The organism is [Acidovorax] ebreus TPSY, assembly GCF_000022305.1.
GTDB classification, from domain to species: domain Bacteria; phylum Pseudomonadota; class Gammaproteobacteria; order Burkholderiales; family Burkholderiaceae_C; genus Diaphorobacter; species Diaphorobacter nitroreducens.
Map to the genome: position 1 here is coordinate 1453618 of NC_011992.1, position 22300 is coordinate 1475917.

20 protein-coding genes, 1 other RNA gene and 2 pseudogenes are annotated in these 22300 nt (G+C 65.1%); 7 read left to right on the forward strand and 16 right to left on the reverse strand.

The window, feature by feature from the left end; all coding sequences use genetic code 11:
* Positions 1-47: 47 nt before the first annotated feature.
* From DTPSY_RS06960 to gyrA, 10 genes are all read right to left on the reverse strand, one after another.
* On the reverse strand, positions 48-392 hold the full coding sequence (locus tag DTPSY_RS06960; RefSeq protein ID WP_015913001.1) for a ComEA family DNA-binding protein: 345 nt from the start codon (positions 390-392) through the stop codon (positions 48-50).
* Between the two features lie 8 nt (positions 393-400).
* Entirely contained in the window at positions 401-1558 is a 1158-nt protein-coding gene (gene lapB / locus DTPSY_RS06965; RefSeq protein ID WP_015913002.1) for a lipopolysaccharide assembly protein LapB, read from the reverse strand.
* Entirely contained in the window at positions 1548-1874 is a 327-nt protein-coding gene (locus DTPSY_RS06970; protein ID WP_015913003.1) for a LapA family protein, read from the reverse strand. The genes lapB and DTPSY_RS06970 overlap by 11 nt, the downstream gene beginning before the upstream one ends.
* Positions 1875-2003: 129 nt before the next feature.
* Positions 2004-2315 carry an integration host factor subunit beta gene (locus tag DTPSY_RS06975; protein ID WP_011805670.1) on the reverse strand — a complete coding sequence of 104 codons (312 nt, stop codon included), beginning with the start codon at positions 2313-2315 and terminating at the stop codon, positions 2004-2006.
* A 121-nt stretch (positions 2316-2436) separates the two neighbouring features.
* Positions 2437-4140: a 30S ribosomal protein S1 gene (rpsA, locus tag DTPSY_RS06980; RefSeq protein WP_094766865.1), complete on the reverse strand. Its 1704-nt coding sequence runs from the start codon at positions 4138-4140 to the stop codon at positions 2437-2439.
* A gap of 155 nt (positions 4141-4295) precedes the next feature.
* Complete coding sequence (locus DTPSY_RS06985) at positions 4296-6317, reverse strand: bifunctional 3-phosphoshikimate 1-carboxyvinyltransferase/cytidylate kinase (protein WP_015913005.1); 2022 nt, start codon at positions 6315-6317, stop codon at positions 4296-4298.
* Positions 6317-7201: a prephenate dehydrogenase gene (locus DTPSY_RS06990; protein ID WP_015913006.1), complete on the reverse strand. Its 885-nt coding sequence runs from the start codon at positions 7199-7201 to the stop codon at positions 6317-6319. Before DTPSY_RS06990 ends, DTPSY_RS06985 begins: the two co-directional genes overlap by 1 nt.
* A 9-nt stretch (positions 7202-7210) precedes the next feature.
* Positions 7211-8326 carry a prephenate dehydratase gene (gene pheA, locus DTPSY_RS06995; RefSeq protein WP_011805666.1) on the reverse strand — a complete coding sequence of 372 codons (1116 nt, stop codon included), beginning with the start codon at positions 8324-8326 and terminating at the stop codon, positions 7211-7213.
* Positions 8327-8442: 116 nt separating this feature from the next.
* Positions 8443-9552, reverse strand: coding sequence for a 3-phosphoserine/phosphohydroxythreonine transaminase (serC, locus tag DTPSY_RS07000; protein ID WP_041838989.1), 1110 nt, complete (start codon positions 9550-9552; stop codon positions 8443-8445).
* Between the two features lie 69 nt (positions 9553-9621).
* Positions 9622-12255 carry a DNA gyrase subunit A gene (gene gyrA / locus DTPSY_RS07005; protein ID WP_015913008.1) on the reverse strand — a complete coding sequence of 878 codons (2634 nt, stop codon included), beginning with the start codon at positions 12253-12255 and terminating at the stop codon, positions 9622-9624.
* 226 nt (positions 12256-12481) lie between these two features.
* On the opposite strand from gyrA, the gene ompA reads away from it, so the two are divergent.
* The 4 genes from ompA (at position 12482) to ssrA (ending at position 14997) form a co-directional block, all read left to right on the forward strand.
* On the forward strand, positions 12482-13138 hold the full coding sequence (gene ompA, locus DTPSY_RS07010) for an outer membrane protein OmpA (protein ID WP_011805663.1): 657 nt from the start codon (positions 12482-12484) through the stop codon (positions 13136-13138).
* A gap of 79 nt (positions 13139-13217) precedes the next feature.
* Positions 13218-13931 carry a bifunctional 2-polyprenyl-6-hydroxyphenol methylase/3-demethylubiquinol 3-O-methyltransferase UbiG gene (gene ubiG, locus DTPSY_RS07015; protein WP_011805662.1) on the forward strand — a complete coding sequence of 238 codons (714 nt, stop codon included), beginning with the start codon at positions 13218-13220 and terminating at the stop codon, positions 13929-13931.
* Complete coding sequence (locus DTPSY_RS07020) at positions 13928-14605, forward strand: HAD-IA family hydrolase (protein WP_015913009.1); 678 nt, start codon at positions 13928-13930, stop codon at positions 14603-14605. Before ubiG ends, DTPSY_RS07020 begins: the two co-directional genes overlap by 4 nt.
* Positions 14606-14618: 13 nt before the next feature.
* Positions 14619-14997: a transfer-messenger RNA gene (ssrA, locus tag DTPSY_RS18015) on the forward strand.
* 483 nt (positions 14998-15480) lie between these two features.
* On the opposite strand, the pseudogene DTPSY_RS18020 reads toward ssrA, so the two are convergent.
* From DTPSY_RS18020 to DTPSY_RS07040, 5 genes and pseudogenes are all read right to left on the reverse strand, one after another.
* A pseudogene (locus tag DTPSY_RS18020) lies at positions 15481-15846 on the reverse strand (beta-ketoacyl-[acyl-carrier-protein] synthase II); the annotation flags it as partial.
* Positions 15847-15886: 40 nt separating this feature from the next.
* On the reverse strand, positions 15887-17446 hold the full coding sequence (gene tnpC, locus DTPSY_RS07025; protein WP_015912733.1) for an IS66 family transposase: 1560 nt from the start codon (positions 17444-17446) through the stop codon (positions 15887-15889).
* A gap of 74 nt (positions 17447-17520) precedes the next feature.
* Positions 17521-17853, reverse strand: coding sequence for an IS66 family insertion sequence element accessory protein TnpB (tnpB, locus tag DTPSY_RS07030; RefSeq protein WP_015912732.1), 333 nt, complete (start codon positions 17851-17853; stop codon positions 17521-17523).
* A complete protein-coding gene (gene tnpA, locus DTPSY_RS07035; RefSeq protein ID WP_015912731.1) occupies positions 17850-18188 on the reverse strand; it encodes an IS66-like element accessory protein TnpA in 339 nt (112 codons plus the stop codon). Before tnpA ends, tnpB begins: the two co-directional genes overlap by 4 nt.
* A gap of 83 nt (positions 18189-18271) precedes the next feature.
* Positions 18272-19195, reverse strand: a pseudogene (locus tag DTPSY_RS07040) (beta-ketoacyl synthase N-terminal-like domain-containing protein); the annotation flags it as partial.
* A gap of 106 nt (positions 19196-19301) precedes the next feature.
* On the opposite strand from DTPSY_RS07040, the gene DTPSY_RS07045 reads away from it, so the two are divergent.
* From DTPSY_RS07045 to DTPSY_RS07055, 3 genes are all read left to right on the forward strand, one after another.
* Positions 19302-19883, forward strand: a complete 582-nt coding sequence (locus tag DTPSY_RS07045; RefSeq protein ID WP_015913010.1) for a TetR/AcrR family transcriptional regulator — start codon at positions 19302-19304, stop codon at positions 19881-19883.
* Between the two features lie 170 nt (positions 19884-20053).
* The gene (locus tag DTPSY_RS07050; protein WP_015913011.1) at positions 20054-20674 is read left to right on the forward strand and encodes an FMN-binding negative transcriptional regulator; all 621 of its coding nucleotides are present in this window, start codon (positions 20054-20056) and stop codon (positions 20672-20674) included.
* Positions 20675-21085: 411 nt separating this feature from the next.
* Positions 21086-21658 carry a hypothetical protein gene (locus DTPSY_RS07055; protein ID WP_015913012.1) on the forward strand — a complete coding sequence of 191 codons (573 nt, stop codon included), beginning with the start codon at positions 21086-21088 and terminating at the stop codon, positions 21656-21658.
* A gap of 4 nt (positions 21659-21662) precedes the next feature.
* On the opposite strand, the gene DTPSY_RS07060 is transcribed toward DTPSY_RS07055, so the two are convergent.
* Complete coding sequence (locus DTPSY_RS07060; RefSeq protein WP_238526582.1) at positions 21663-22280, reverse strand: DUF599 family protein; 618 nt, start codon at positions 22278-22280, stop codon at positions 21663-21665.
* Positions 22281-22300: the final 20 nt, after the last annotated feature.

A 22300-nucleotide genomic window follows, 5' to 3' on the forward strand; every position in this document is an offset into this window, starting at 1 on the left:
AATACGCTGCCGTCCAGCGCGTTATGGCGCGCGGCTACCAGTGTGTGTCAGCGTGAGGAGGGGCTGTCGCCGACCCCCGCGTCGGAGGCTGCAGGCGCGCCCGCGGGCGTTGCTACGGTTGGATAGGCGGCGCCATTGACGGTGAGCCCCTGCGCCGACAGCCGGGCGGCGGCCGAGGGGCCGATGCCTTTCACCCGTGCGATCAGGTCGCTCCAGTCCTGGAAGGGCCCGCGTGCCCGCTCTGCCAGGATGCGCGACGACATCGCAGGCCCAATGCCCCTGACGCCATCCAGGTCCGCTTCGCGTGCGTGGTTCACGTCCACGCCGGCTAGCGCGACGGCGGCATGCAGCAGCACGAGCGCTACGCTCGCATGCCGCAGGGCCGGAGGCATGCGCACGGCTACAGTTCCTCGACGCGCCGTGCCGGATAACTGTCCCAGGTCTGGCAGCCCGGGCATTGCCAGAAGTGCTGGCGTGCCTCGAACCCGCAGGCTGCGCAGCGGTAGCGCGTGAGCGGCTTTGCCGCCTGCTCCAGCGCGCGCTGGATTTGCGGGTGGAACTGCTCATGGGTCAGCGTCTCGCCTGCCAGCCATTTCGTCGCGGCGACCAGGGAGGGCTCGCGCTCCAGGTGGCGCACGTACCATTCGCGCCCCACGGCCGCAGTGTCCGCGTTGGCAGCCTCCAGCGCCACCACGGCTTCCAGCAGATCCAGGGATGGCATGTCCTCGTAGTGGTGCTGCAGCAGCGCCTGGGCCAGCGGCGCTTGTCCCGTGGCGGTGGCGGTTTCCACCAGCAGCGGTGCGGCCAGCGGCAGCGCGGCGGGTGCGGCCTGGGCGAGCGCTTGCAGGGTGTCGAAGGCCGCTTCGGGCTGGCCCTGGCGCTGCTGCAGCCGCGCCAGCTCGATGCGCGCGCGCGGCGCCTGGGGCGCCGTGGCCAGGGCCTGCTCCAGCAGCGCCTGGGCGGCGGGCAGTTCGCCATGGGCCGCCAGCGCCAGCGCCTGCTCGCACAGGTAGTGCGCCAGCCGGGTGCTGAAGTCGCCCTGCTGCGCATCGTGCATGCGCCGTGCAATGTCGGACGCCTGTGGCCAGTCGCGCGAACGCTCGTAAATGGCCAGCAGGGCCATGCGTGCCTGGCCCTCGAAGGCGCTGCCCTCCAGGCGGCGCAGTGCGTCTTCCGCGCGGTCGAGCAGGCCTGCCTTGAGGAAGTCCAGCGCCAGTGCATGCTGTGCGCGCTCACGGTCGGCGCGGCTCAGGTCGCCGCGCGACAGCAGGTGCTCGTGCACCCGCACGGCGCGGTTGTACTCGCCGCGGCGGCGAAACAGGTTGCCCAGGGCAAAGTGCAGTTCGGTGGTGTCGGGGTCGTTCTGCACCGCCTCGATGAAGGCGTCGATGGCCTGGTCTTGCTGCTCGTTGAGAAGGTAGTTCAGGCCCTTGAAGTAAGCCTTGGGTGCGCGGCGGTTCTCCTCGCGCATCTGCCGCAGATCGAAACGCGAGGCGAACCACCCCAGCCCGAAGGCCAGCGGCAGCCCCAGGAAGATCCAGCTCAGGTCAAATTCCATGGACGGGCGGCTGCGGCAGGGCGGGGTCGACCGCCGCCGGAGATGCGGCAGGGGACGCGGGGGCGGGCGCGGCGGGGTGCGGCAAGGCCTGGTGCGCGCGGCGCGCAGCGCTGCGGTGGCGCCACCAGCGCGGCACCATGCCCAGCACGCCCACGGCCACGCCGAGCGCGAAGGCCGTCAGCACGATCAGCACGGCCGGTGCCGTCCACTGCGTGCCGAAGAAAAAGTACACCGTGGCGTCCTGCTGGTTGTTCAGCGCGAACGCGAACAGGGTAAAAAAAATGGCTGCCTTGAGCAGCCACAGGAGGTATTTCATGCATCTCCCCAGTGGTGGCGAGATTCTACGGGCAGCGTAGCGGCCTGAGCGGTAGGCGGCAGGCCATCCGTTGACCTCAAGCCAAAAACGGCTCTAGCGCCTGCCCAGCAAGCGTGAACAGCTATGGTTTTATTGCGCCTGTACGCCCTGCAGTTCAGCGGTGCGCTGGTCCACGGTTTCGCGCAGTGCCTTGCCGGGCTTGAAGTGGGGAACGCGCTTTTCGGGGATATGCACCGCCTCGCCGCTGCGCGGATTGCGGCCCATGCGCGGGGGGCGGCGGTTGACCGAGAAGCTGCCAAAGCCGCGGATCTCGATGCGGTGCCCGCGCACCAGTGCATCGCTCACGGCGTCCAGAATGGTCTTGACGGCGTATTCGGCGTCGCGCTGGGTGAGCTGCCCAAAGCGGGCAGCCAGTTCTTCGACGAGGTCAGATCGGGTCATGGGACGGCATTCGGGCAGAGGTTGATGTGACAGCGGGCGCTACCAGAGCGCCCGCTGTGTGTGGTGTGCCGCCACCCGCAGGTGGAGGCACACCGGCGCCTGCAGGGCAGGCCGCGACGGATTACTTGTCGGAGTTGTCCAGCTTGGCGCGCAGCAGGGCGCCCAGGCTGGTGGTACCGGCGTTTTCCTTCGCGGACTGGGCCGACAGGTGCGCCATGGCTTCCTGTTGGTCAACCATGTCCTTTTGCTTGATGGACAGCTGGATGTTGCGGGTCTTGCGATCCACGTTCACCACCACGGCCGTGACTTCGTCGCCTTCCTTCAGCACGTTGCGGGCATCTTCCACGCGGTCGCGGGAGATTTCCGAGGCGCGCAGGTAGCCCACGATGTCTTCGCCCAGATCGATCTCGGCGCCACGGGCGTCCACGGTCTTGACCTTGCCGGTCACCGTCTGGCCCTTGTCGTTCACCGTCACGAAGGTGGTGAACGGGTCGCCGTCGAGCTGCTTGATGCCCAGGGAGATACGCTCGCGGTCCACGTCCACGGCCAGCACGATCGCCTCGACTTCCTGGCCCTTCTTGTAGTTGCGCACGGCGGATTCGCCGGGCTCGTTCCAGGACAGGTCGGACAGGTGCACCAGGCCGTCGATGCCGGCAGCCAGGCCCACGAACACGCCGAAGTCGGTGATCGACTTGATCGGGCCCTTGACGCGGTCGCCGCGCTTGGTGTCCTGCGCGAATTCTTGCCAGGGGTTGGCCTTGCACTGCTTCATGCCCAGGCTGATGCGGCGCTTGTCTTCGTCGATCTCCAGGACCATGACTTCGACTTCGTCACCCAGCGACACGAGCTTGGAAGGAGCCACGTTCTTGTTGGTCCAGTCCATTTCGGAGACGTGCACCAGGCCTTCGATGCCGGGCTCCAGTTCGACGAACGCGCCGTAGTCGGCGATGTTCGTGACCTTGCCGAACAGGCGCGTGCCCGAGGGGTAGCGGCGCGATACGCCCAGCCACGGGTCGTCGCCCATTTGCTTGAGGCCCAGCGAGACGCGGTTCTTCTCGGTGTCGAACTTGAGGATCTTGGCCGTGATTTCCTGGCCGGCGGTGACCACCTCGGAGGGGTGGCGCACGCGGCGCCATGCCATGTCGGTGATGTGCAGCAGGCCGTCGATGCCGCCCAGGTCCACGAACGCACCGTATTCGGTGATGTTCTTGACCACGCCGTTGACGATGGCGCCTTCCTTCAGCGTTTCCATCAGCTTGGCGCGCTCTTCGCCCATGGAGGCTTCCACCACGGCGCGGCGGCTCAGCACCACGTTGTTGCGCTTGCGGTCCAGCTTGATGACCTTGAACTCCAGGGTCTTGTTTTCGTACGGAGTCAGGTCCTTGACGGGACGGGTGTCGATCAGCGAACCGGGCAGGAAGGCGCGGATGCCGTTGACCAGCACCGTCAGGCCGCCCTTGACCTTGCCGGAGGTCGTGCCGGTCACGAATTCGCCGGATTCCAGCGCCTTCTCCAGCGACAGCCAGGAGGCCAGACGCTTTGCGGTGTCGCGCGACAGGATGGTGTCGCCGTAGCCGTTTTCGATCGAGCCGATGGCCACGGACACGAAGTCGCCCACTTGGACTTCGATCTCGCCCTGGTCGTTCTTGAATTCGTCGATCGGCACATAGGCTTCCGACTTCAGGCCAGCGTTCACCACGACGAAGTTGTGCTCCACGCGCACGACTTCAGCGGTGATGACTTCGCCGGGACGCATTTCGGTGCGTGTCAACGACTCTTCAAAAAGGGCGGCAAAAGATTCAGACATGTAGTTCCTTGCCCGCATGCAGGTTTCCGACGGCACCATTGCCTTCGTTTCTAAGACTGCTTGCGGAGGTTGTGCGGCATCACACCGCGGGGTTGAGGTTGTAAGAACCACACGGCCAGTGCGCAGTCAGGGCGCGGCGGGGGCCGTGTGGGCCATGTACCGGCCGTCAGCGTTTACGCGCCGAACGGCTGGCGAGCCTGCCACCAGTCAATCACCTGCATCACGGCCTCGTCGATCGTGTGCTCGGAGTTGTCCAGTACCAGGGCGTCCTGCGCGGGCTTCAGGGGCGAGGCACTGCGGTTTGCGTCCCGCGCGTCCCGCGCTTCCAAGTCTGCGCGAAGGTCGGCGATATTAGCCGAAATTCCCTTGGAAATCAACTGCTTATAGCGGCGCTCGGCCCGGCAGGCGGCGCTGGCCGTGAGGAAGACCTTGAGCGGTGCCTGCGGGAAGATCACCGTGCCCATGTCGCGCCCGTCGGCCACCAGGCCCGGCAGGCGGCGAAAGCCATGCTGCAGCGCGACCAGGGCGCCGCGCACCGCCGGCAGCGCCGACACGCGCGAGGCGTTCATGCCGGCCTGCTCGGTGCGGATGGCGTCGGTGACGTCTTCCTCACCCAGCCAGATGCGGTCGCCCGCGAAGCGCACGGGCAGTTGCCGCGCCAGTTCGGCGATGCGCGGCTCGTTGTCGGGGCTGATCTCCAGGCCCGCACGGGTCGCCGCGAGGGCGGTGATGCGGTACAGCGCCCCCGAATCCAGGAAGTGGTAGCCCAGCGCACGCGCCACGGCAGCGGCCACCGTGCCCTTGCCCGAGGCCGTCGGGCCGTCGATGCAGATCACGGGGATGCGGTCCGCGTCGGTCTGCGCCACCTGGAACAGGGCCTCGAAGTAATCCGGGAAGGTCTTGGCGACGCACTTGGGGTCTTCGATGCGCACGGGCAGTCCGGCCGGGTTGAAGGCCGCCAGCGAAAAGCACATGGCCACGCGGTGGTCGTCGTAGGTGTGGATGCTGGCGGCGCGCCAGTCGCCGGACTGGGCGGGTGGCGTGACGCACAGGTAGTCCGCGCCTTCCTCCACCGTGGCGCCCAGCTTGCGCAGCTCGCAGGTCATGGCGGCAATGCGATCGGTTTCCTTGACGCGCCAGCTTGCGATGTTGCGCAATACGGTCGTGCCCCGCGCATACAGCGCCATGACGGCGAGGGTCATCGCTGCATCGGGGATGTGATTGCAGTCCAGGTCGATCGACTTGAGCGGCCAGGTGTCGCGGGCCACCTCCAGCCAGTTGGGGCCGCCGGTGACGCGTGCGCCCATGGCCTGCGCCGCCTCGACGAAGCGGATGTCGCCCTGGATCGAGTCCAATCCGACGCCCAGGATCTTGATGCCGTTTTGGCCGTTAGCGCCCGCAGCGATTGCGCCAGCAGCTATGAAATAGCTAGCAGATGATGCATCCGCCTCCACATGGATCAGCCCCGGCGATTGGTACCGGCTGCCCGCGGGAATGGTGAAGCGCTGCCACTGCTCGTGCCGCACGGCGATGCCAAAGCGCGCCAGCAGCTCCAGCGTGATGTGGATGTAGGGCTTGGAGATCAGCTCACCCACGACTTCGATCACCACGTCCTGCTGCCGGGCCACCAGCGGCAGCGCCATCAGCAGCGCGGTGAGGAACTGGCTGGACACGTCGCCGCGCACGCGGATCGGCGCCTGCAGCTGCAGCGGCGGCAGGCCGCCCGCGTGGGCGATGCGCAGCGGTGGAAAGCCTTGGTTGCCCAGGTAGTCGATGCGGCAGCCGAGCTGGCGCAGGGCGTCCACCAGGTCGCCAATGGGACGCTCGTGCATGCGCGGCACGCCCGACAGTTCGTACTCGCCGCCCAGCAGCGCCAGTGCCGCGGTGAGCGGGCGCATGGCTGTGCCGGCGTTGCCCATGAAGAGCTGCGTGGGCGAGGGCGGCGTGGACGATCCCAAACCCGTGATGCGCACGGTGCCGCCTCCGGCTTCGTCGACCGTGCAGCCGAGCTGGCGCAGCGCATCCAGCATCACGCGCGTGTCGTCGGAGGCCAGCAGGTCGCGCACCTCGGTCGTGCCCTGGCTCAACGCGGCCAGCAGCAGCACGCGGTTGGAGATGCTCTTGGAGCCCGGCAGCTGCACGCTGCCCTGCACGCTGGCCAGGGGCGGCAGGTCGAGGAACGCGGTGGAGAACATCAGTGGTCCTTGTGCTTGCGGGGCGCGCCCATGCGCCAGTGCGCGCGGGTGTGACTGGCGAGCGTGATGAGGTCTTCCAGCGCCTGGTCGTTGTCGGCCTGCATGGCCTCCTCTAGCGTCTGCAGTGCCTGCTTGAACACGCGCGACTGGGCCAGCACCTCGTCGCGGTTGGCGCGCAGGATGTCACGCCACATCTTGGGGTCGCTGGCGGCGATGCGGGTGAAGTCGCGAAAGCCGGGTCCGGCCAGCGCGAGCAGTTCGTCCGCGTTGGGCTGCGCGGTGATGCCCGAGATCATGGCGAACGCGAGCATGTGCGGCAGATGGCTCACGGCCGCGAAGCTGGCGTCGTGCGCCTCGGGCGACATGCTGCTCACGTGGCAGCCCAGGGCGCGCCACACGTCCTCCGCGCGGTGCAGCTGGGCGGTGAGGGTGCGCTCGGTGGGGGTCAGGATCACCTGGCGGCCGGTGTACAGATCGACGTCGGCATGTTCCACGCCCGACACCTCGCGCCCCGTGATCGGGTGCGCCGGCACGAACGAGCCGATCTGGTCACGCAACGCGCGGCGCGCGGCCTGCACCACGTCGGCCTTGGTGGAGCCCACGTCCATGAGCAGCATCTGCGGCGTGACCAGGTGCTTGATGGCCTTCAAGGTGGATTCGGTCGCGGCCACGGGAACGGCCAGCAGCACGATGTCGGCACCCGCGGCGGCCAGCAGCGCGGAGGGCGCCTCAACGTCAATCACGCCGAGCTGGCGCGCCCGATCGGTGGTGGAGGGCGACTTGCTGTAGCCCACGACGCGCTTGACCAGCCCCGCCTTCTTCAATGCCAGGGCGAAGGAGCCGCCCATCAGGCCGCAGCCGATCAGTCCCAGTTGTTCAAACATGCTGCCCCCTCACGCCGGAACGGGGTAGGTGCCCAGCACCTTGTAGAAGGCGCACAGCTGCTGCAGCTCGGCCAGCGCGGCAGCCACGTTGGGCTGGGCGGGGTGGCCTTCGATGTCAATGTAGAAGTAGTACTCCCACTGTCCGGTGCGCGCGGGGCGGGATTCAAAGCGCGTCATGGACACGCCGTGCTTCTTCAAGGGCACCAGCAGGTCGTGCACCGCGCCGGGACGGTTGGGCACCGAGATGATGAGGCTGGTGCAGTCCCGCCCCGTGGGCGCGGGCGTGGCCAGCGTGTGCGGCAGGCAGATCACGGCAAAGCGCGTGCGGTTGTAGGCGTCGTCCTGGATGGCGTGGGCCACCACATGCAGGCCGAACTGCTGCGCGGCGCGCTCGCTGGAGATGCCGGCCCACGCCGGGTTGGTGGCGGCCAGGCGTGCGCCTTCGGCATTGCTGGACACGGGCCGGCGCTCGGCGTGGGGCAGGTGCTTGGACAGCCAGCCCTGGCACTGTGCCAGCGCCTGGGGATGGGCCAACACGGCCTCGATGTGCTCGGCGCTGTTGGTGGAGCGCAGCAGGTTGTGGCGCACCAGTAGGCTGACCTCGCCGACCACATGGCAGGGGGTGTGCAGGAACATGTCCAGCGAGCGCGTGACCACGCCCTCGTTGGAGTTCTCCACGCCCACCACGCCGTACTGCGCGCTGCCCGCGGCCGTGGCGTGAAACACCTCGTCGAAGCTGTTGCAGTACATCAGGTCGGCCGCGCCGCCGAAGTATTCGATGGCTGCCTGCTCGCAGAACGTGCCCTCGGGGCCCAGCACGGCCACGCGCTGGGGCGATTCCAGCGCCAGGCAGGCCGACATGATCTCGCGCCAGATGGCGGACACGTGTGCGCCCTTGAGCGGGCCGGGGTTGGCGTTGGTGATCTTCTCGATCACCTGGGCGACGCGGTCGGGGCGGAAGTAGGGCGTGCCCTCGCGCTTCTTCAGCTCGCCCACCTGCTCGGCCACGCGGGCGCGCTGGTTGAGAAGCTGCAGCAGCTGGTGGTCCAGCGAATCGATCTGCACGCGCAGATCGGCCAGCGCGGGGCTGGCCTGGGGTGTGGGGCTTGAAGCGTTGTCTGCCATGGATTTGATAGCTGCCTGCGCTTGTCTGTTCTGTGTTTGAGTGGAGGAACTATCTCAAACCCAGATACATCAAGCGCGCGCAGCTCACATTTTTATGAAAGGGCCGTGCCGTGGCTTCAGGCAGCGGTGCGTTCGAAGTCCTGCAGATAGTCCACCAGCGCCTGCACGCCCGCCAGAGGCATGGCGTTGTAGATGCTGGCGCGCATGCCGCCCACGGACTTGTGGCCCTTGAGCTGCAGCAGGCCGCGCTCCTTGGCGCCGGCCAGGAAGGCGTCGTTGCGCGACTCATCGCGCAGGAAGAAGGGGATGTTCATGCGCGAGCGGCAGTTGGCCGCCACTTTGTTCACGTAGAACTGCGACTGGTCGATGAAGTCGTACAGCAGCCGCGCCTTGGCGATGTTGCGCTGCTCCATCGCGGCCACGCCGCTGGCCGCGCCCTCGCGCTGGCGCTTGAGCCACTGAAAGGTGAGGCCCGCCATGTAGATGCCCCAGGTGGGGGGCGTGTTGAACATGGAGTGGTTCTCGGCCACGATCTTGTAATCGAAGGCGCTGGGGCAGGCGGGCAGGGCGTGGCCCAGCAGGTCCTCGCGCACCACCACCAGCGTCAGGCCTGCCGGGCCCAGATTCTTCTGCGCGCCGCCGAAAGCCAGGCCCACGCGGCTCCAGTCGACGGGGCGCGACGCCACGTGCGAGGAGAAATCGATCACCAGTGGCGCATCGCTGCCCAGGGCGCGCAGGTCGGGCAGCTCCTGGAATTCCACGCCGTGGATGGTCTCGTTGCTGCAGATGTGCACGTAGCTGGCGCCGCGGCTCAGCTGCCAGCCGGCCGGGTCGGGCAGGGTGGTGAACTGGCTCTCTTCGCCGGAGGCCGCGGTGCGCACCTCGGCGGCGTATTTGGCTGCCTCCTTGCGCGACTTCTGGCTCCAGCTGCCGGTGACCACGAAGTCCACGGTGGCTGCGCGCGAAAGGTTCAGCGGCACGATGGCGTTCTCCGCCAGGCCACCGCCCTGCATGAACAGGATCTTGAACTCCGGCGGCACCGCCAGCAGCTCGCGCAGGTCGGCTTCGGCCTGCTCGTAGATCGCGATGAACTCCTTGCCGCGGTGACTCATCTCCATCACGCCCATGCCGCTGCCGTGCCAGTCCAGCATCTCGGCGGCGGCCTGCTGCAGCACTTCCTCAGGGATGGCGGCCGGACCGGCCGAGAAGTTGTAAGGGCGATTCATGGTCATGGGTCAAATGTGCTGCCAGCGCTTGTCAGTCAAGCGCTGGCAGCTATCGTTTTGGAAGCGGTTTCAGGCGTCAGCAGGCGGCGGGGCGTCGGCTGCATCGAGATCGGCGGCGTTCGCGTCGTTCTCCACGATGCGCTGCAGTCCGCTGAGCTTGGCGCCTTCGTCCAGCGAGATCAGCGTCACGCCCTGCGTGGCGCGGCCCAGTTCGCGGATCTCGGACACGCGGGTGCGCACCAGCACGCCGGTATCGGTGATCAGCATGATCTCGTCGTCGGCATGCACCAGCGTGGCGGCCACGACCTTGCCGTTGCGCTCGCTTTGCTGGATGGCGATCATGCCCTTGGTGCCGCGCCCATGGCGGGTGTACTCGACGATGCTCGTGCGCTTGCCGTAGCCGTTCTCGGTGGCGGTGAGCACGCTCTGGTTCTCATCCTCAGCCACCAGCATGGCGATCACGCTCTGGCCGTCCTCCAGCATCATGCCGCGCACGCCGCGCGCCTGGCGGCCCAGCGGCCGCACGTCGTTCTCGTCGAAGCGCACGGCCTTGCCGCCGTCGGAGAACAGCATCACGTCGTGCTGGCCGTCGGTCAGCGCCGCGCCGATGAGGTAGTCGCCATCATCCAAATTCACCGCGATGATGCCGCCCTTGCGGGGGTTGCTGAACTCGTCCAGTGCGGTCTTCTTCACCGTGCCCATGCTGGTCGCCATGAACACATAGTGGTCGGCGGGAAAGGTACGCATGCCGCCCGTCAGGGGCAGCACGACGTTGATTTTTTCGCCCTCGGCCAGCGGGAACATGTTGACGATGGGGCGCCCTCGCGAGTTGCGCGAGCCGGAGGGCACTTCCCACACCTTGAGCCAGTACAGCCGGCCGCGGTTGGAGAAGCACAAGATGTAGTCGTGCGTATTGGCAATGAAGAGCTGGTCGATCCAGTCGTCTTCCTTGGTCGCCGCCGCCTGCTTGCCGCGCCCGCCGCGCTTTTGCGCGCGGTATTCGGACAGTGGCTGGCTCTTGATATAGCCGGTGTGCGACAGCGTGACCACCATGTCGGTGGGCGTGATCAGGTCCTCGGTGGACAGGTCCTGGGCGCTGTGCTCGATGGTGCTGCGGCGCGCACCCACCTTGGACTGGCCGAACTCCTGGCGCAGCGTGGAAAGCTCTTCGCCGATGATCGTGGACACGCGCGCGGGCTTGGCCAGAATGTCTAGCAGGTCCTCGATGACCGACATGACGTCCTTGTACTCGGCCACGATCTTGTCCTGCTCCAGGCCCGTCAGGCGCTGCAGGCGCATCTGCAGGATTTCCTGGGCCTGCGTGTCCGACAGGCGGTACAGGCCGCCATCCTGCATGCCGAACTCGCGTTCCAGCCCTTCGGGGCGGTAGTCGTCCGCGTTGACCACGCCGCCATCGGCGCGCGTGCGCGTGAGCATCTCGCGCACCAGCTGGCTGTCCCAGGAACGCGCCATCAGTTCGGCCTTGGCCACGGGCGGCGTGGGCGACTCACGGATGATGCGGATGAACTCGTCGATGTTGGCCAGCGCCACGGCCAGGCCTTCCAGCACGTGGCCGCGCTCGCGGGCCTTGCGCAGCTCGAACACCGTGCGGCGCGTGACCACTTCACGGCGGTGCTGCAGGAAGACCTTGATCAGGTCCTTCAGGTTGCACAGCTTGGGCTGGCCATCCACCAGCGCCACCATGTTCATGCCAAAGGTGTCTTGCAGCTGGGTCTGCTTGTACAGGTTGTTGAGCACCACCTCGGGTACTTCGCCGCGCTTGAGTTCGATCACCAGGCGCATGCCGGATTTGTCCGACTCGTCTTGGATGTGGCTGATGCCTTCGAGCTTCTTCTCGTGCACCAGCTCGGCCATGCGCTCCTGTAGCGTCTTCTTGTTGACCTGGTAGGGCAGCTCGTCAACGATGATGGCCTGGCGCTGGCCCTTGTCGATGTCCTCGAAGTGGCACTTGGCGCGCATCACCACCTTGCCGCGGCCCGTGCGGTAGCCTTCCTTGACCCCGTTGATGCCGTAGATGATGCCGGCCGTGGGGAAGTCGGGCGCGGGGATGATCTCCATGAGTTCGTCCACCGTCGCGTCAGGCTGGCGCAGCAGGTGCAAGCAGGCATCCACCACCTCATTGAGGTTGTGCGGCGGGATGTTGGTTGCCATGCCCACGGCGATGCCGGCCGATCCGTTGACCAGCAGGTTGGGCAGCTTGCTCGGCAGCACCAGCGGTTCCTTCTCGCTGCCGTCGTAGTTCGGGCCGAAATCGACCGTTTCCTTGTCGATGTCCGCCAGCATCTCGTGCGCTATTTTTGACAGGCGGATTTCGGTATAGCGCATTGCCGCGGCGCTGTCGCCGTCCACTGAGCCGAAGTTGCCTTGGCCGTCCACCAGCATGTGGCGCAGAGAGAAGTCTTGCGCCATGCGCACGATCGTGTCGTATACCGCGCTGTCGCCGTGGGGGTGGTACTTACCGATCACGTCACCGACGATACGGGCGGACTTCTTATAAGGCCGGTTCCAATCGTTGTTGAGCTCGTGCATGGCAAACAGCACGCGCCGGTGCACAGGCTTCAGGCCATCCCGCGCGTCGGGCAGGGCGCGCCCGACGATCACGCTCATTGCGTAATCCAGGTAACTGCGCCGCATCTCCTCTTCGAGACTGATGGGCAGGGTTTCTTTGGCAAACTGGGTCATGTCGACGGAGGGGTGGCGGCAGGATGCGGCCATTTTAGGTGCAACGCCCTGTAGTAGCTGAGCAACACATCCCTGGGATTGCGCTTTTGTCCTACGGTTTGCACCTCGTCAAAGCAGCCCCGGCCTTGTTACGTATGGCACAATCATTTCAACGTTTTTGGTGATGGTCACTGACGACGTCCCTGATTCGCAGCGCGGCTGCGGCTTTTTCCCCAAGAGGAGAACCATGAAGAAACTGAACAAAGTGGCGATGTTGTTGGCCTCTGCTGTGCTTGCTACCTCGGCTGTTGCTCAAGTGAAGGCGGCAGACGGCGGTAAGGTCATCGATAACTGGCAAAACGGCTCGGGTGAGCTGGTCTGGAAGAACGGCACGAATGAACTGTGCTGGCGCGACGCCAACTGGACCCCCGCAACCGCTGCCGAAGGTTGCGACGGCGCTCTGGTGAAGGCTGCTGCTCCTGCTCCCGCAGCTGCACCCGCTCCCGCAGCCGCAGCTCCTGCCGCTCCTGCCCCCGCACCTGCTATCGCTAGCAAGGTGACCTATGCAGCCGACGCTTTCTTCGACTTCGACAAGTCCGTCCTCAAGCCCGAAGGCAAGGCCAAGTTGGACGACCTGGTTTCCAAGGTCAAGGGCATCAACCTGGAAGTGATCATTGCCGTGGGTCACACCGACTCCATCGGTACCGACGCATACAACCAGAAGCTGTCCGTGCGTCGCGCTGAAGCCGTGAAGGCTTACTTGGTGTCCAAGGGCATCGAAAAGAACCGCGTCTACACCGAAGGGAAGGGCGAAAAGCAGCCCGTGGCGGACAACAAGACCAAGGAAGGTCGCGCCAAGAACCGCCGCGTGGAAATCGAAGTGGTTGGTACCCGCGCCAACTGATCGATCCATCGGTCACAAAAAAGCCCCGGCAACGGGGCTTTTTTTATGCCTTGCTCGTTGCAGATGGGACAATGAAAACATGACTGTTTCTGTAAACGCCGATCCCGCTGAGTTGGCCAAGTTTTCGGAACTGGCCCATCGCTGGTGGGACCCCGACAGCGAATTCCGTCCGCTGCACCAAATCAATCCGTTGCGGCTGGATTGGATCAATCAACTCTCGCCTCTGGAAGGGCGCAAGGTTCTCGACGTGGGGTGCGGCGGGGGAATTCTGTCGGACTCCATGGCCCGCAAGGGGGCAGAAGTCACGGGGATCGACCTGGCGTCCAAGGCATTGCGCGTGGCGCGGCTCCATGCCCTGGAGGCGGAAACGCCGCGCGTACAGTACCGGGAGATCAGCGTCGAGGAGTTGGCAAACGAGTGTCCTGGGTCGTTCGACACGGTCACCTGCATGGAGATGCTGGAGCACGTGCCCGATCCCCAGTCGGTCGTGGCCGCATGCGCGCGCCTCGTCAAGCCAGGCGGATGGGTGTTCTTCTCTACGATCAACCGGAATGCGAAGGCCTTTGCGTTGGCGATCGTTGGGGCGGAATACCTGCTCAAGATGCTGCCCCAGGGAACGCATGAGTACGCCAAATTCATCCGCCCTAGTGAGCTGGCATCCGCATGCCGCCAGGCGGGCCTTGATGTGTTGCATACGCGCGGCATGCAGTACAACCCCGTAACCGGCCGCTATTGGCTGAGCGGGGATACCGATGTGAATTACCTGTTCGCTACCAGGCGACCCACTGCATGAGCGAGGTGTCTTTCACGGCGGTGCGCGGGGTGTTGTTCGACCTGGATGGCACCTTGATCGATAGTGCGCCTGACCTGGGCTTTGCTGCGGACCAGTTGCGGTCCGTCCGCGGGCTCCCTTCGCTGCCGCTGGAGGCCTATCGTCCCCTGGCCGGCGCGGGCGCGAGGGGTATGTTGTCGGTGGCATTCGGTATCACGCCGGACCATCCGGACTTTCCCGGCTTGAGGGAAGAGTTTTTCACCAACTACGAGCAATGCATCCACGATCAAACGGCATTGTTTCCTGGCATCCAGGAATTGGTGGCTACTCTTGAGCATCGTCCGTTGAAATGGGGTGTGGTGACCAATAAAGTGGAGCGTTTTACCTCGCTCATCGCCCAGCGCGTGGCGCTTTTCGCCAATGCGGGGGCCATCGTCAGTGGAGACACCACTGCGTATTCCAAGCCCCACCCAGAGCCTTTGTGGGAGGCTGCACGGCGTCTTGGGCTGGAGCCGTACGAGTGTATTTACGTCGGTGACGACGAAAGAGATATTCAGGCAGGGCAAGCTGCAGGCATGAAAACCGTGGTGGCCATGTACGGCTATCTTGGCTCGGGCGCCTCCCCGAAGAGTTGGGGCGCGGATGCAGAGATTTATTCCCCCCTTGACCTCTTGAAATTGATGGGCCTGGACTAAAATAGTCATCCAAGGGGCTGTCCCGGTTTCGACGTGGGTTCGGAATCGGAGCGGTGCATGTCGAGCTTGAGTGACGCTCGTAAATCTCCATTCACTAAACTAACTGCAAACGACGAACGTTTCGCACTCGCCGCTTAAATACCGGTGAGCCTTGCAACAGCACGCTGATGGGCTGGGCAAGGGGGCCGCAAGGCCTCCAGGCTGCAAGGGAATTTACATCAGCTGGTGGCATGCCGGGTACCTTGGCATGGCATGAGATTCAAGGGTGCTGGCATCTTGCGTAGCGTGTGCCTGCGCGATGTGAGATGTGAGATTCAAAACAGAGCACTAAACATGTAGATCTGCCCGAAGAAGGCTTGCGGACGCGGGTTCAATTCCCGCCAGCTCCACCACTCAAGACACCGCCACACTCTGGAGAACTGTGGCGTAAGGCATAAAGTGGCCATCTGGCCACGTTATGGTTTATTTGACGTTTGGCCAAATTTTGCTTTATGCAAAATTTGTGCTAGGAACCTTGGAAGAAGTTCCGCACGAGGTGGCTACGTGGCTACCTTGTGGATTTGTGGATTGTTTTCGCGTAAATGGATACGCCCGCGAGCGCATGCTCGCGGGCTTTTTTTGCGCAATGTGCGGGAAGTCTTTGGGACGTGCCCTTGAGACCTCAGGCTGTGCATCAGATCGCTTGTCGCGCTGCAAGCGCAAAAAGGCCGCGAAGAGCGGCCCGGTAACGCTTCAAGCCACGGGGTTCAGCGCGCCATCCCAGGCTTTGGTGATTCAGTGCAATCGTTGCTCGCGGGGACGGAGAGGCACTTACCCAACGTGCTGCAAAACCTCATAGACGTGGCATGTGTGATGTTGTCTATTGAGGCTTCTGGTCAAGATATGGGTAAGGCTGTAAATCTCTTCAGAACCAGAGACGCATTCACACCGCCAAAACCAAATCCGTTGAGCATGGCGTGCTCTATGGCATGGGCACGCGCACTCCCAGCGATCAGATCCAGGCCGTCGGCCAATGGATCTGGATGTTCTAGGTTGAGCACAGGTGGCGCCATTTGGTCGCGCAATGCCAATACGGTAAAGATCGCAGCGGCCCCGCCAGCGGCTCCCAGCATGTGACCCACGGCGGATTTGGTGGCTGTGATGGATGGGCCAGAGCCGGCTCCAAACACTTGTCGAATGGCTGCCAACTCGCCTCGGTCTCCCACGAGAGTGGAGGTCGCGTGCGCATTCAGGTGTTGAATAGTAAGCGTCCGGCAAACCCAGGCCTACCGAGGCCGGTGATCAGGCGTCGGCGGGTTTCCAGCGGTGTGGCAGGAGCTCGACGATGCGGCTGGCCTTGTGCGTGGGCAGTCGCGTGAGCACGTCCTTGAGGTAGGCATACGGGTCGTGCCCGTTCATACGGGCCGACTGGATCAGGCTCATGACGGCGGCCGCTCGCTGGCCCGCACGCAGGCTGCCGGCAAACAGCCAGTTGTTACGACCGATGGCAATGGGCCGGATCTGGTTCTCGATCCAGTTGTTGTCGACCGGCAGTTGTCCGTCATCCACGAATCGGGTCAGCGCATCCCAGCGCCGCAGGCTGTAGTCCAGCGCCTTGGCGGTTGCTGATCCGTCGGGCACCTGGCGCCGTTGCAGCGTCATCCACTCGTTAAGAGCGTCCAGGATCGGCCGGGTCTGCTGCTGCCGAACGGCTTGCCGTTGCTCGGTGTCCAGCTCTTTGACGTCCCGCTCGATCTCATAGACCCGGGCGAACTGCTGCAGGGCGAACTCGGCGATCTGGCTCTGGTTGGCCGCGTGCAGGTCGAAGAACTTGCGCCGGGCATGGGCCAGACAGCCCACCTCGGTCACGCCGCTGGCGATCAAGGCCTTGTAGCCGCTGAAGTCGTCGCAGGTCAGGCAGCCCTTCCAGGCCTTGTCGGTGCCGTGGCCCAGGAAGCGCCGGGCGTGTTCGCCCGAGCGGGATTCGCAGAAGTCGTAGACCACAGCCTTGATGCTCTCGAAGGCCCCCGGCGCATAGGCCCAGAGGTAGGCGCGGTGCGTCTTGCCATCGCCGGGCTTGAGCATGGCCACCGGCGTCTCATCGGCGTGTAGCACCCGGTGGCTGAGGATCTCGGTCTTCAGGGCATCGACCAGCGGCTGCAGCCGCACCCCGCAGGTGCCCACCCACTGCGCCAGGGTCGAGCGAGGGATGGCCAGGCCAGCGCGGCCGAAGATCGCCTCCTGCCGGTACAGCGGCAGGTGATCGGCGTACTTGCCCACCAGCACCTGGGCCAGCAGGCCGGTGGTGGGGATACCTTTGTCGATGACGTGCGCCTCGACCGGCGCTTGTTGAATGGTCTCGCACCGGGCGCAGGCCCACTTGCCGCGGATGTGGCGCTCGACACTGAAGACGCCGGGCACATAGTCCAGCTTCTCGGCCACGTCCTCGCCCACGCGTTTCATCTGGCAGCCACACGCGCACGTGGTGGACGTGGGTTCGTGGCGGATCTCGCGGCGTGGCAGGTGCGCCGGCAAGGGCATCCGCTTGGCCTGTCTCTTCTCGGGGGTGGCCGGTGCTTGCGTCTGCGCCAGCGCGTCGATCTCGCTGGCCACGGCCGCCAGGTCCGCTTCGATCTCGTCGTCGAGCAGGCTCTTCTGCTCAGGGCTGAAGCGCTCTGATTGGGCGGCGAACTTCATGCGCTTCAAGAGCGCGTTCTCGTGCGTGAGCTTGTCGATGAGGGTCTGCTTGAAGGCAAGCTCCTGGTCCTTGGCAGCAGCGGCTTGCAGCATGGACAGCAGCGCCGAGCGCAATTGCTCGGGACTCAGACTATCCAGGGATTGCGGCTCTACGACCATGGGCATGACTGTGCCAGCGCCGGTAACGCCACGCCATTGGCACATGCACCGATTGGCAGGCCGCATGTCAGCGATCAGATTCAGAGCACGGTGATGAGGCCACCATCGCCCAGGCGCTGCCAAGGCAACCCGAGCACCAGAGCGTCGAACTGCGAGCGGCTGAGCGTGGTGGTCAACGCACCGTCACGCGGCCAGACGAACTTGCCGCTGTTCAGGCGCCGCGCCGCCAGCCACACCCCAATGCCGTCGTGCACCAACACCTTCATGCGGCTGGCTCTCCGGTTGGCAAACAGGTAGGCGTGATGCGGACGCGCAGCACCGAAGACGGCCACCACACGGGCCAGCGCGGTGTCTGTGCCGGCACGCATGTCCAGCGGCTCGGTAGCCAGCCACAGGGCGTCGATGCGGATCACTTGAGCAGGTCCCGCATCCAGGCCGCGCAGTGCTCGGCCGCGCAGACCGGCCAGGTCAGCGAGATGCTGGTAGCGCCACGGCGCAACTCGATGCGGATGTCTGGGGCCGGCGCACAGCTGGGCGCAGGCAGCGTCACCGGCACGAAGGTGGGAACTTGCATATCTGTGCTGGGGGCATGGGCCAGTCGGCGCCATTTGTGCACGACGTTGGCGTTGATGCCGTGCGAGAGCGCCACGCTGGCCACCGATGCACCGGGCTGGGCGCACTCGGCCAGGATCTGCTGCTTGAGCTCGGCGCTGTGGCGCCGACGGGTCTTGTTCTGGGCTTCGGTCATGGTGTCCACCTATCTGGTTTGGTGGACACCATCGTTGCCGCTTACGCCGCCGCCCTCAAGGGTGGGATGACCGTGCGCTTACGTTGAATATCCCAAGGCTGCAGCTGTGCCTGGCGCAACGCGGCGCGCATTGATCGTGCGGCGCCAGAGCCATCCTCCGGCCCGGAGGTGACATGGTATGCATCAGCGGAGGTGCCGTAGCCCACGATCTCGGCCAGCGGCGTGGCACCACGCGCCAATGCATGATCCAGGACCTCCAGCACCAACAGGCCCGCACCCTCGGCCATGACAAAGCCGTTCCGAGCCAGGTCAAAGGGGCGCGAAGCCTTTGCGGGATCGCCGTCACTGTAGGTCGTTACTGCTTTCGCGGCGGCAAAGCTGCCCAGCGCAACCCGGTCAATGGTGGCTTCGCTGCCGCCGCAGAGCACCATATCCGCTTCGTCATTGCGGATCAGCCGTGCTGCATCGCCAATGGCTTGAATGCTGGCCGCACAGGCCGTCACCGGAGCACCCAACGGACCCTTCAGCCGGTGCCGGATCGACACCTGTCCGGCCGCCAAATTGGCCAGGAAAGCGGGTACGGTGAAAGGCGACAAGCGCTGCGGCCCCTTGCCATCCGTCGTGCGCACCGCTTCTGCGATGGTGCTAAAGCCGCCCACGCCGGAGCCGATGATGGTCGCCGCACGCTCTTGCTGCTCAACGCTTGGATGGGTCCACCGTGCGTGTGCCAGAGCTTGGTCTGCCGCGCCCAACGCAAAGGCGATGAAGCGGTCCATGCGACGTAGCTCCTTCGCCGAGACGACAGCTTCGGCGTTCCACCCCGCTTGCGGATCCTCTTCCTGGCTTGGCACCCGTCCAGCGATGGAGACACCCGTGCCTTCACCCACGGCTGCAGCCAGGGTGCGGATCCCAGACTGGCCAGCCAGCAGGCGTTGCCAGGCCACTTCCACATTGCACCCCAAAGGAGATACCAAGCCCAAGCCAGTGATGACGACCCGACGATCCATGCTGCACCTTCCACTGTGAAATCCAGCTCCTGCGAAGCGTTGAGCGTGATTTATTGATGATCGTTGTCATCATAAGTGAGTTTTGATGATGGGTATCATCTAATGCATGAAAGTGAGCAAAGCACAGGCCGCCGAGAATCGCGAAGGAATCGTGGAAGCCGCTGCGCGCCTTTATCGGGAGAAGGGCCTGGATGGCGTGGGCGTGGCCGAGATCACACGCGATGCAGGCTTGACGCACGGCGGGCTGTACCGACACTTTGAGTCCAAGGATGCGCTCGCGCGCGAGGCGTGCCTGCGTGCGTTTGAGTGGACGATCACGCCGCTAGACGGATGGGAGCCTCGGGAGGCGGAAGGTGCGCCTGAAACCAGACTCCGTGCGCTGGTGCATGGCTACCTTTCTGTGAACCACCGCGATCACCCTGGAGAGGGTTGCCCTGCTGCGGCATTGGCGGCGGATGCTGCAAGAGCGGGGCCTGAGATGTCAAAGGTTTTTGCACAGGGGGTGGAGCGCAACATCCAGCGCTTTATGAGCGTGCTCCCGGGTAATGACGGGGCCAAGCGTACCCGGACTATCGCGACCCTTAGCAGCATGGTTGGTGCATTGGTTCTCGCCCGCGCCACGGCGGCAGGCAACCCGGCGCTGTCCGAAGAAATATTGGCAACCTTGCGGGAGCAGTTAGCCCCGTAGTCGCTGGATTTGGACAGGCGCTCGCACATTTGAAGCGCTCATCACGTTAGTGCTGACGATGAGGCTGCTAGCCTTAGGGGCCTGTCCATCCTTTGCGCAGCGGGTTTGGATAGGCGCCAAACGGGCGCTTGGCTGAAAGGCTTCCGGCAACTTTTTTCACCACGCACTTTATGTACCTACCTGCACAATTCGCCGAGTCCCGGATTGGGGAGCTTCACCGCATCGTCCGCGAGAACGCGCTGGGCATGCTGGTGACACACACTCCCGCCGGTTTGGAGGCCAACCACCTTCCATTTTTTCTGGATGGCGACATGCTGCTGGCGCATGTGGCGCGTGGCAATCCCATCTGGCGCGAGGTACGCGACGGCGATCAAGTGCTTGTCGTCTTCCGCGGCGTCGAAGGTTATATCTCTCCCAACTGGTACCCCGGTAAACAGGAGACGCATCGGCGCGTGCCTACCTGGAACTACGAGGTTGTCCATGCCCACGGAACGATTCATGTCCGCGACGATGTGAAATTCGTTCGCAGGGTGGTCGCCTTGCTAACGCGCCAGCATGAGGCGGGGCAGGCACAGCCGTGGAAGATGGGCGATGCGCCGCCAGACTACCTGGATGAGCAACTGCGGCATATCGTGGGCATCGAGATCCGTCTCGGGCGACTGGAAGGAAAGCGCAAGCTGAACCAGCACCACAGCGAGCAAGACCGCGAGGGCGCGATTCAAGGACTGGAGTCCCGCGGCAACCATGGGCTCGCCAAAGCCATGAGGGAGGCGACGCCCCCCACATCGTGACCCGCAACTCCTTGGCCGGCCGGCTTGCGGCCATGCGCGGAGCGGGGTGGCGGGCCTCAGTGCGTTGCCTGCCAGGTGAATGCGCTGGCCAGCAAACGATCCAGGCCCTGACCTAGCAAGGTGGGCACTGGTGGTAAGCCCGGCCATGGTGGCTGCCATGCAATCCGTCGGCGGACCTGCTGGGGGCGGTAATGCCCGGCAGTGTGGTGGCGGATCGCCTCCTGCGCGCCTCGGTGAAAGCCGCGCGCCGCATCGCGTGCCGTCGCGTTGGCGCAGAGCGTGCAATGGCGACGCCGGAGCCGGTCGGCGCGGATGCCTTATTCCGGGAGCGGGCCCATGAAGGATTCCGAGGGTTGCCGCATCTCGCCCGCGGGCATGGCACCATGCGGTTTTCTATGTGGGAGTGAATCCATGAAATTCTGGCGGGCGGGTGCGTTCGGAGCGTTGGTGTTGGCGGGCTGTGCCAGCCAGCAAACGCTGGTGCCGCAGATTCAGCAAGGCGAATCCGAAGGGAAAAAGACCGTGACGGTGGCGCCCGCGAGTGCCGCGTGCTCCCGGCCCCAGTGCCCCGTGCTGGCGGCGGCGTGGAGCGCGGCGAAGCCGGCGCAGGCGGTGCTCACCGTGGGCCTGCCCCATCAGGCGGCGGAGGTCACGGGCGCGGACTTCCATTTGGGGGGCGGGCAGGCGGTGCGCGTGCGGTCGCGTTCGCGCGCCGAGGCCGCTGCGCTGGGCTACCCCGCCACGGCGTTCGATGTGCCCTTGCGGCTGGTGGACCAGATCGCCTATACGCCGCGTAGCTGGGTGCGGGTTCACACCGCCGATGGGCGCAGCGTGGATGAGACGCTCAACAGCGGTGAGGAGCGCAGCAAGGCCGTCGAGGCGATGAGCTACTTTGTCACTGCCGTGGAGTCCGCCAGCGGCCAAGTGGCCAACCCCGACAGCTCTCGCGGCGGCTTGATGGACCGCCTGGGCGGCGGCAAATAGGGCATCAGCGGTCCACGTCCAGCCAGCCCCACATCGACACGAACAGCGCCACCGCGACGGCGGCGCCCAGCAGGCTGTGGATGTAGAACAGCGCCAGCGGCACCGCCCAGATCATGAGGCGCAGCGACTGGCTGTAGTACAGGCCCGCGCGCATCAGACTGCGCTCGCCCAGGGTCTGCCATGACCGGCGCGCAGCGGACTCCACGGGCATGCCCACCACGAAGCCAGCGTGGTGGTAGTTGCGCGCCGCCAGCATCGAGGTCAGAAATGCCAGTGCCAGCAGCACCAGCACGGCGAACGCGTTCCAGAAGGCCAACCCCTGGTCGGTGCCCAACGGTGGAAAACCGTGGTGCCACCACTGCGACGGCCAGTGGCCCTGGGTGAGCGTGAGCCCGCCCATGAAGGCCAGGGTGGCGGTGGTCGCCGTCATGGTGCAGGACATGAGCGAGTTGCGTAGCGTCTGGACCCCCAGCACTTCGGTGCCCTTGTGCTGCGCGATGGCGGTAAACCATTCCTGCCGCAACCGTGTATGGGCGCGTGTGGCGGAAGGTGCCCACGCCCAGTGCCGCACAAGGTACAGCAACGGCAGTGCGGCGGTGAGGAGAAACAACAGGGAGTCCATGTGCATCGCTATGAATTAAG

Bases quoted from the DNA above. Each gene is read 5' to 3' on its own strand.
- pheA (WP_011805666.1), bottom strand. From the start codon at position 8,326: ATGGCAGACAACGCTTCAAGCCCCACACCCCAGGCCAGCCCCGCGCTG.
- rpsA (WP_094766865.1), bottom strand. From the start codon at position 4,140: ATGCGGGCAAGGAACTACATGTCTGAATCTTTTGCCGCCCTTTTTGAA.
- DTPSY_RS06960 (WP_015913001.1), bottom strand. From the start codon at position 392: ATGCCTCCGGCCCTGCGGCATGCGAGCGTAGCGCTCGTGCTGCTGCAT.
- serC (WP_041838989.1), bottom strand. From the start codon at position 9,552: ATGAATCGCCCTTACAACTTCTCGGCCGGTCCGGCCGCCATCCCTGAG.
- DTPSY_RS06970 (WP_015913003.1), bottom strand. From the start codon at position 1,874: ATGAAATACCTCCTGTGGCTGCTCAAGGCAGCCATTTTTTTTACCCTG.
- DTPSY_RS07050 (WP_015913011.1), top strand. From the start codon at position 20,054: ATGTACCTACCTGCACAATTCGCCGAGTCCCGGATTGGGGAGCTTCAC.
- DTPSY_RS07020 (WP_015913009.1), top strand. From the start codon at position 13,928: ATGAGCGAGGTGTCTTTCACGGCGGTGCGCGGGGTGTTGTTCGACCTG.
- DTPSY_RS06990 (WP_015913006.1), bottom strand. From the start codon at position 7,201: ATGTTTGAACAACTGGGACTGATCGGCTGCGGCCTGATGGGCGGCTCC.
- tnpC (WP_015912733.1), bottom strand. From the start codon at position 17,446: ATGCCCATGGTCGTAGAGCCGCAATCCCTGGATAGTCTGAGTCCCGAG.
- ompA (WP_011805663.1), top strand. From the start codon at position 12,482: ATGAAGAAACTGAACAAAGTGGCGATGTTGTTGGCCTCTGCTGTGCTT.
- DTPSY_RS06975 (WP_011805670.1), bottom strand. From the start codon at position 2,315: ATGACCCGATCTGACCTCGTCGAAGAACTGGCTGCCCGCTTTGGGCAG.
- DTPSY_RS07060 (WP_238526582.1), bottom strand. From the start codon at position 22,280: ATGGACTCCCTGTTGTTTCTCCTCACCGCCGCACTGCCGTTGCTGTAC.
- DTPSY_RS07055 (WP_015913012.1), top strand. From the start codon at position 21,086: ATGAAATTCTGGCGGGCGGGTGCGTTCGGAGCGTTGGTGTTGGCGGGC.
- DTPSY_RS07045 (WP_015913010.1), top strand. From the start codon at position 19,302: ATGAAAGTGAGCAAAGCACAGGCCGCCGAGAATCGCGAAGGAATCGTG.
- tnpA (WP_015912731.1), bottom strand. From the start codon at position 18,188: ATGACCGAAGCCCAGAACAAGACCCGTCGGCGCCACAGCGCCGAGCTC.
- lapB (WP_015913002.1), bottom strand. From the start codon at position 1,558: ATGGAATTTGACCTGAGCTGGATCTTCCTGGGGCTGCCGCTGGCCTTC.
- DTPSY_RS06985 (WP_015913005.1), bottom strand. From the start codon at position 6,317: ATGTTCTCCACCGCGTTCCTCGACCTGCCGCCCCTGGCCAGCGTGCAG.
- gyrA (WP_015913008.1), bottom strand. From the start codon at position 12,255: ATGACCCAGTTTGCCAAAGAAACCCTGCCCATCAGTCTCGAAGAGGAG.
- ubiG (WP_011805662.1), top strand. From the start codon at position 13,218: ATGACTGTTTCTGTAAACGCCGATCCCGCTGAGTTGGCCAAGTTTTCG.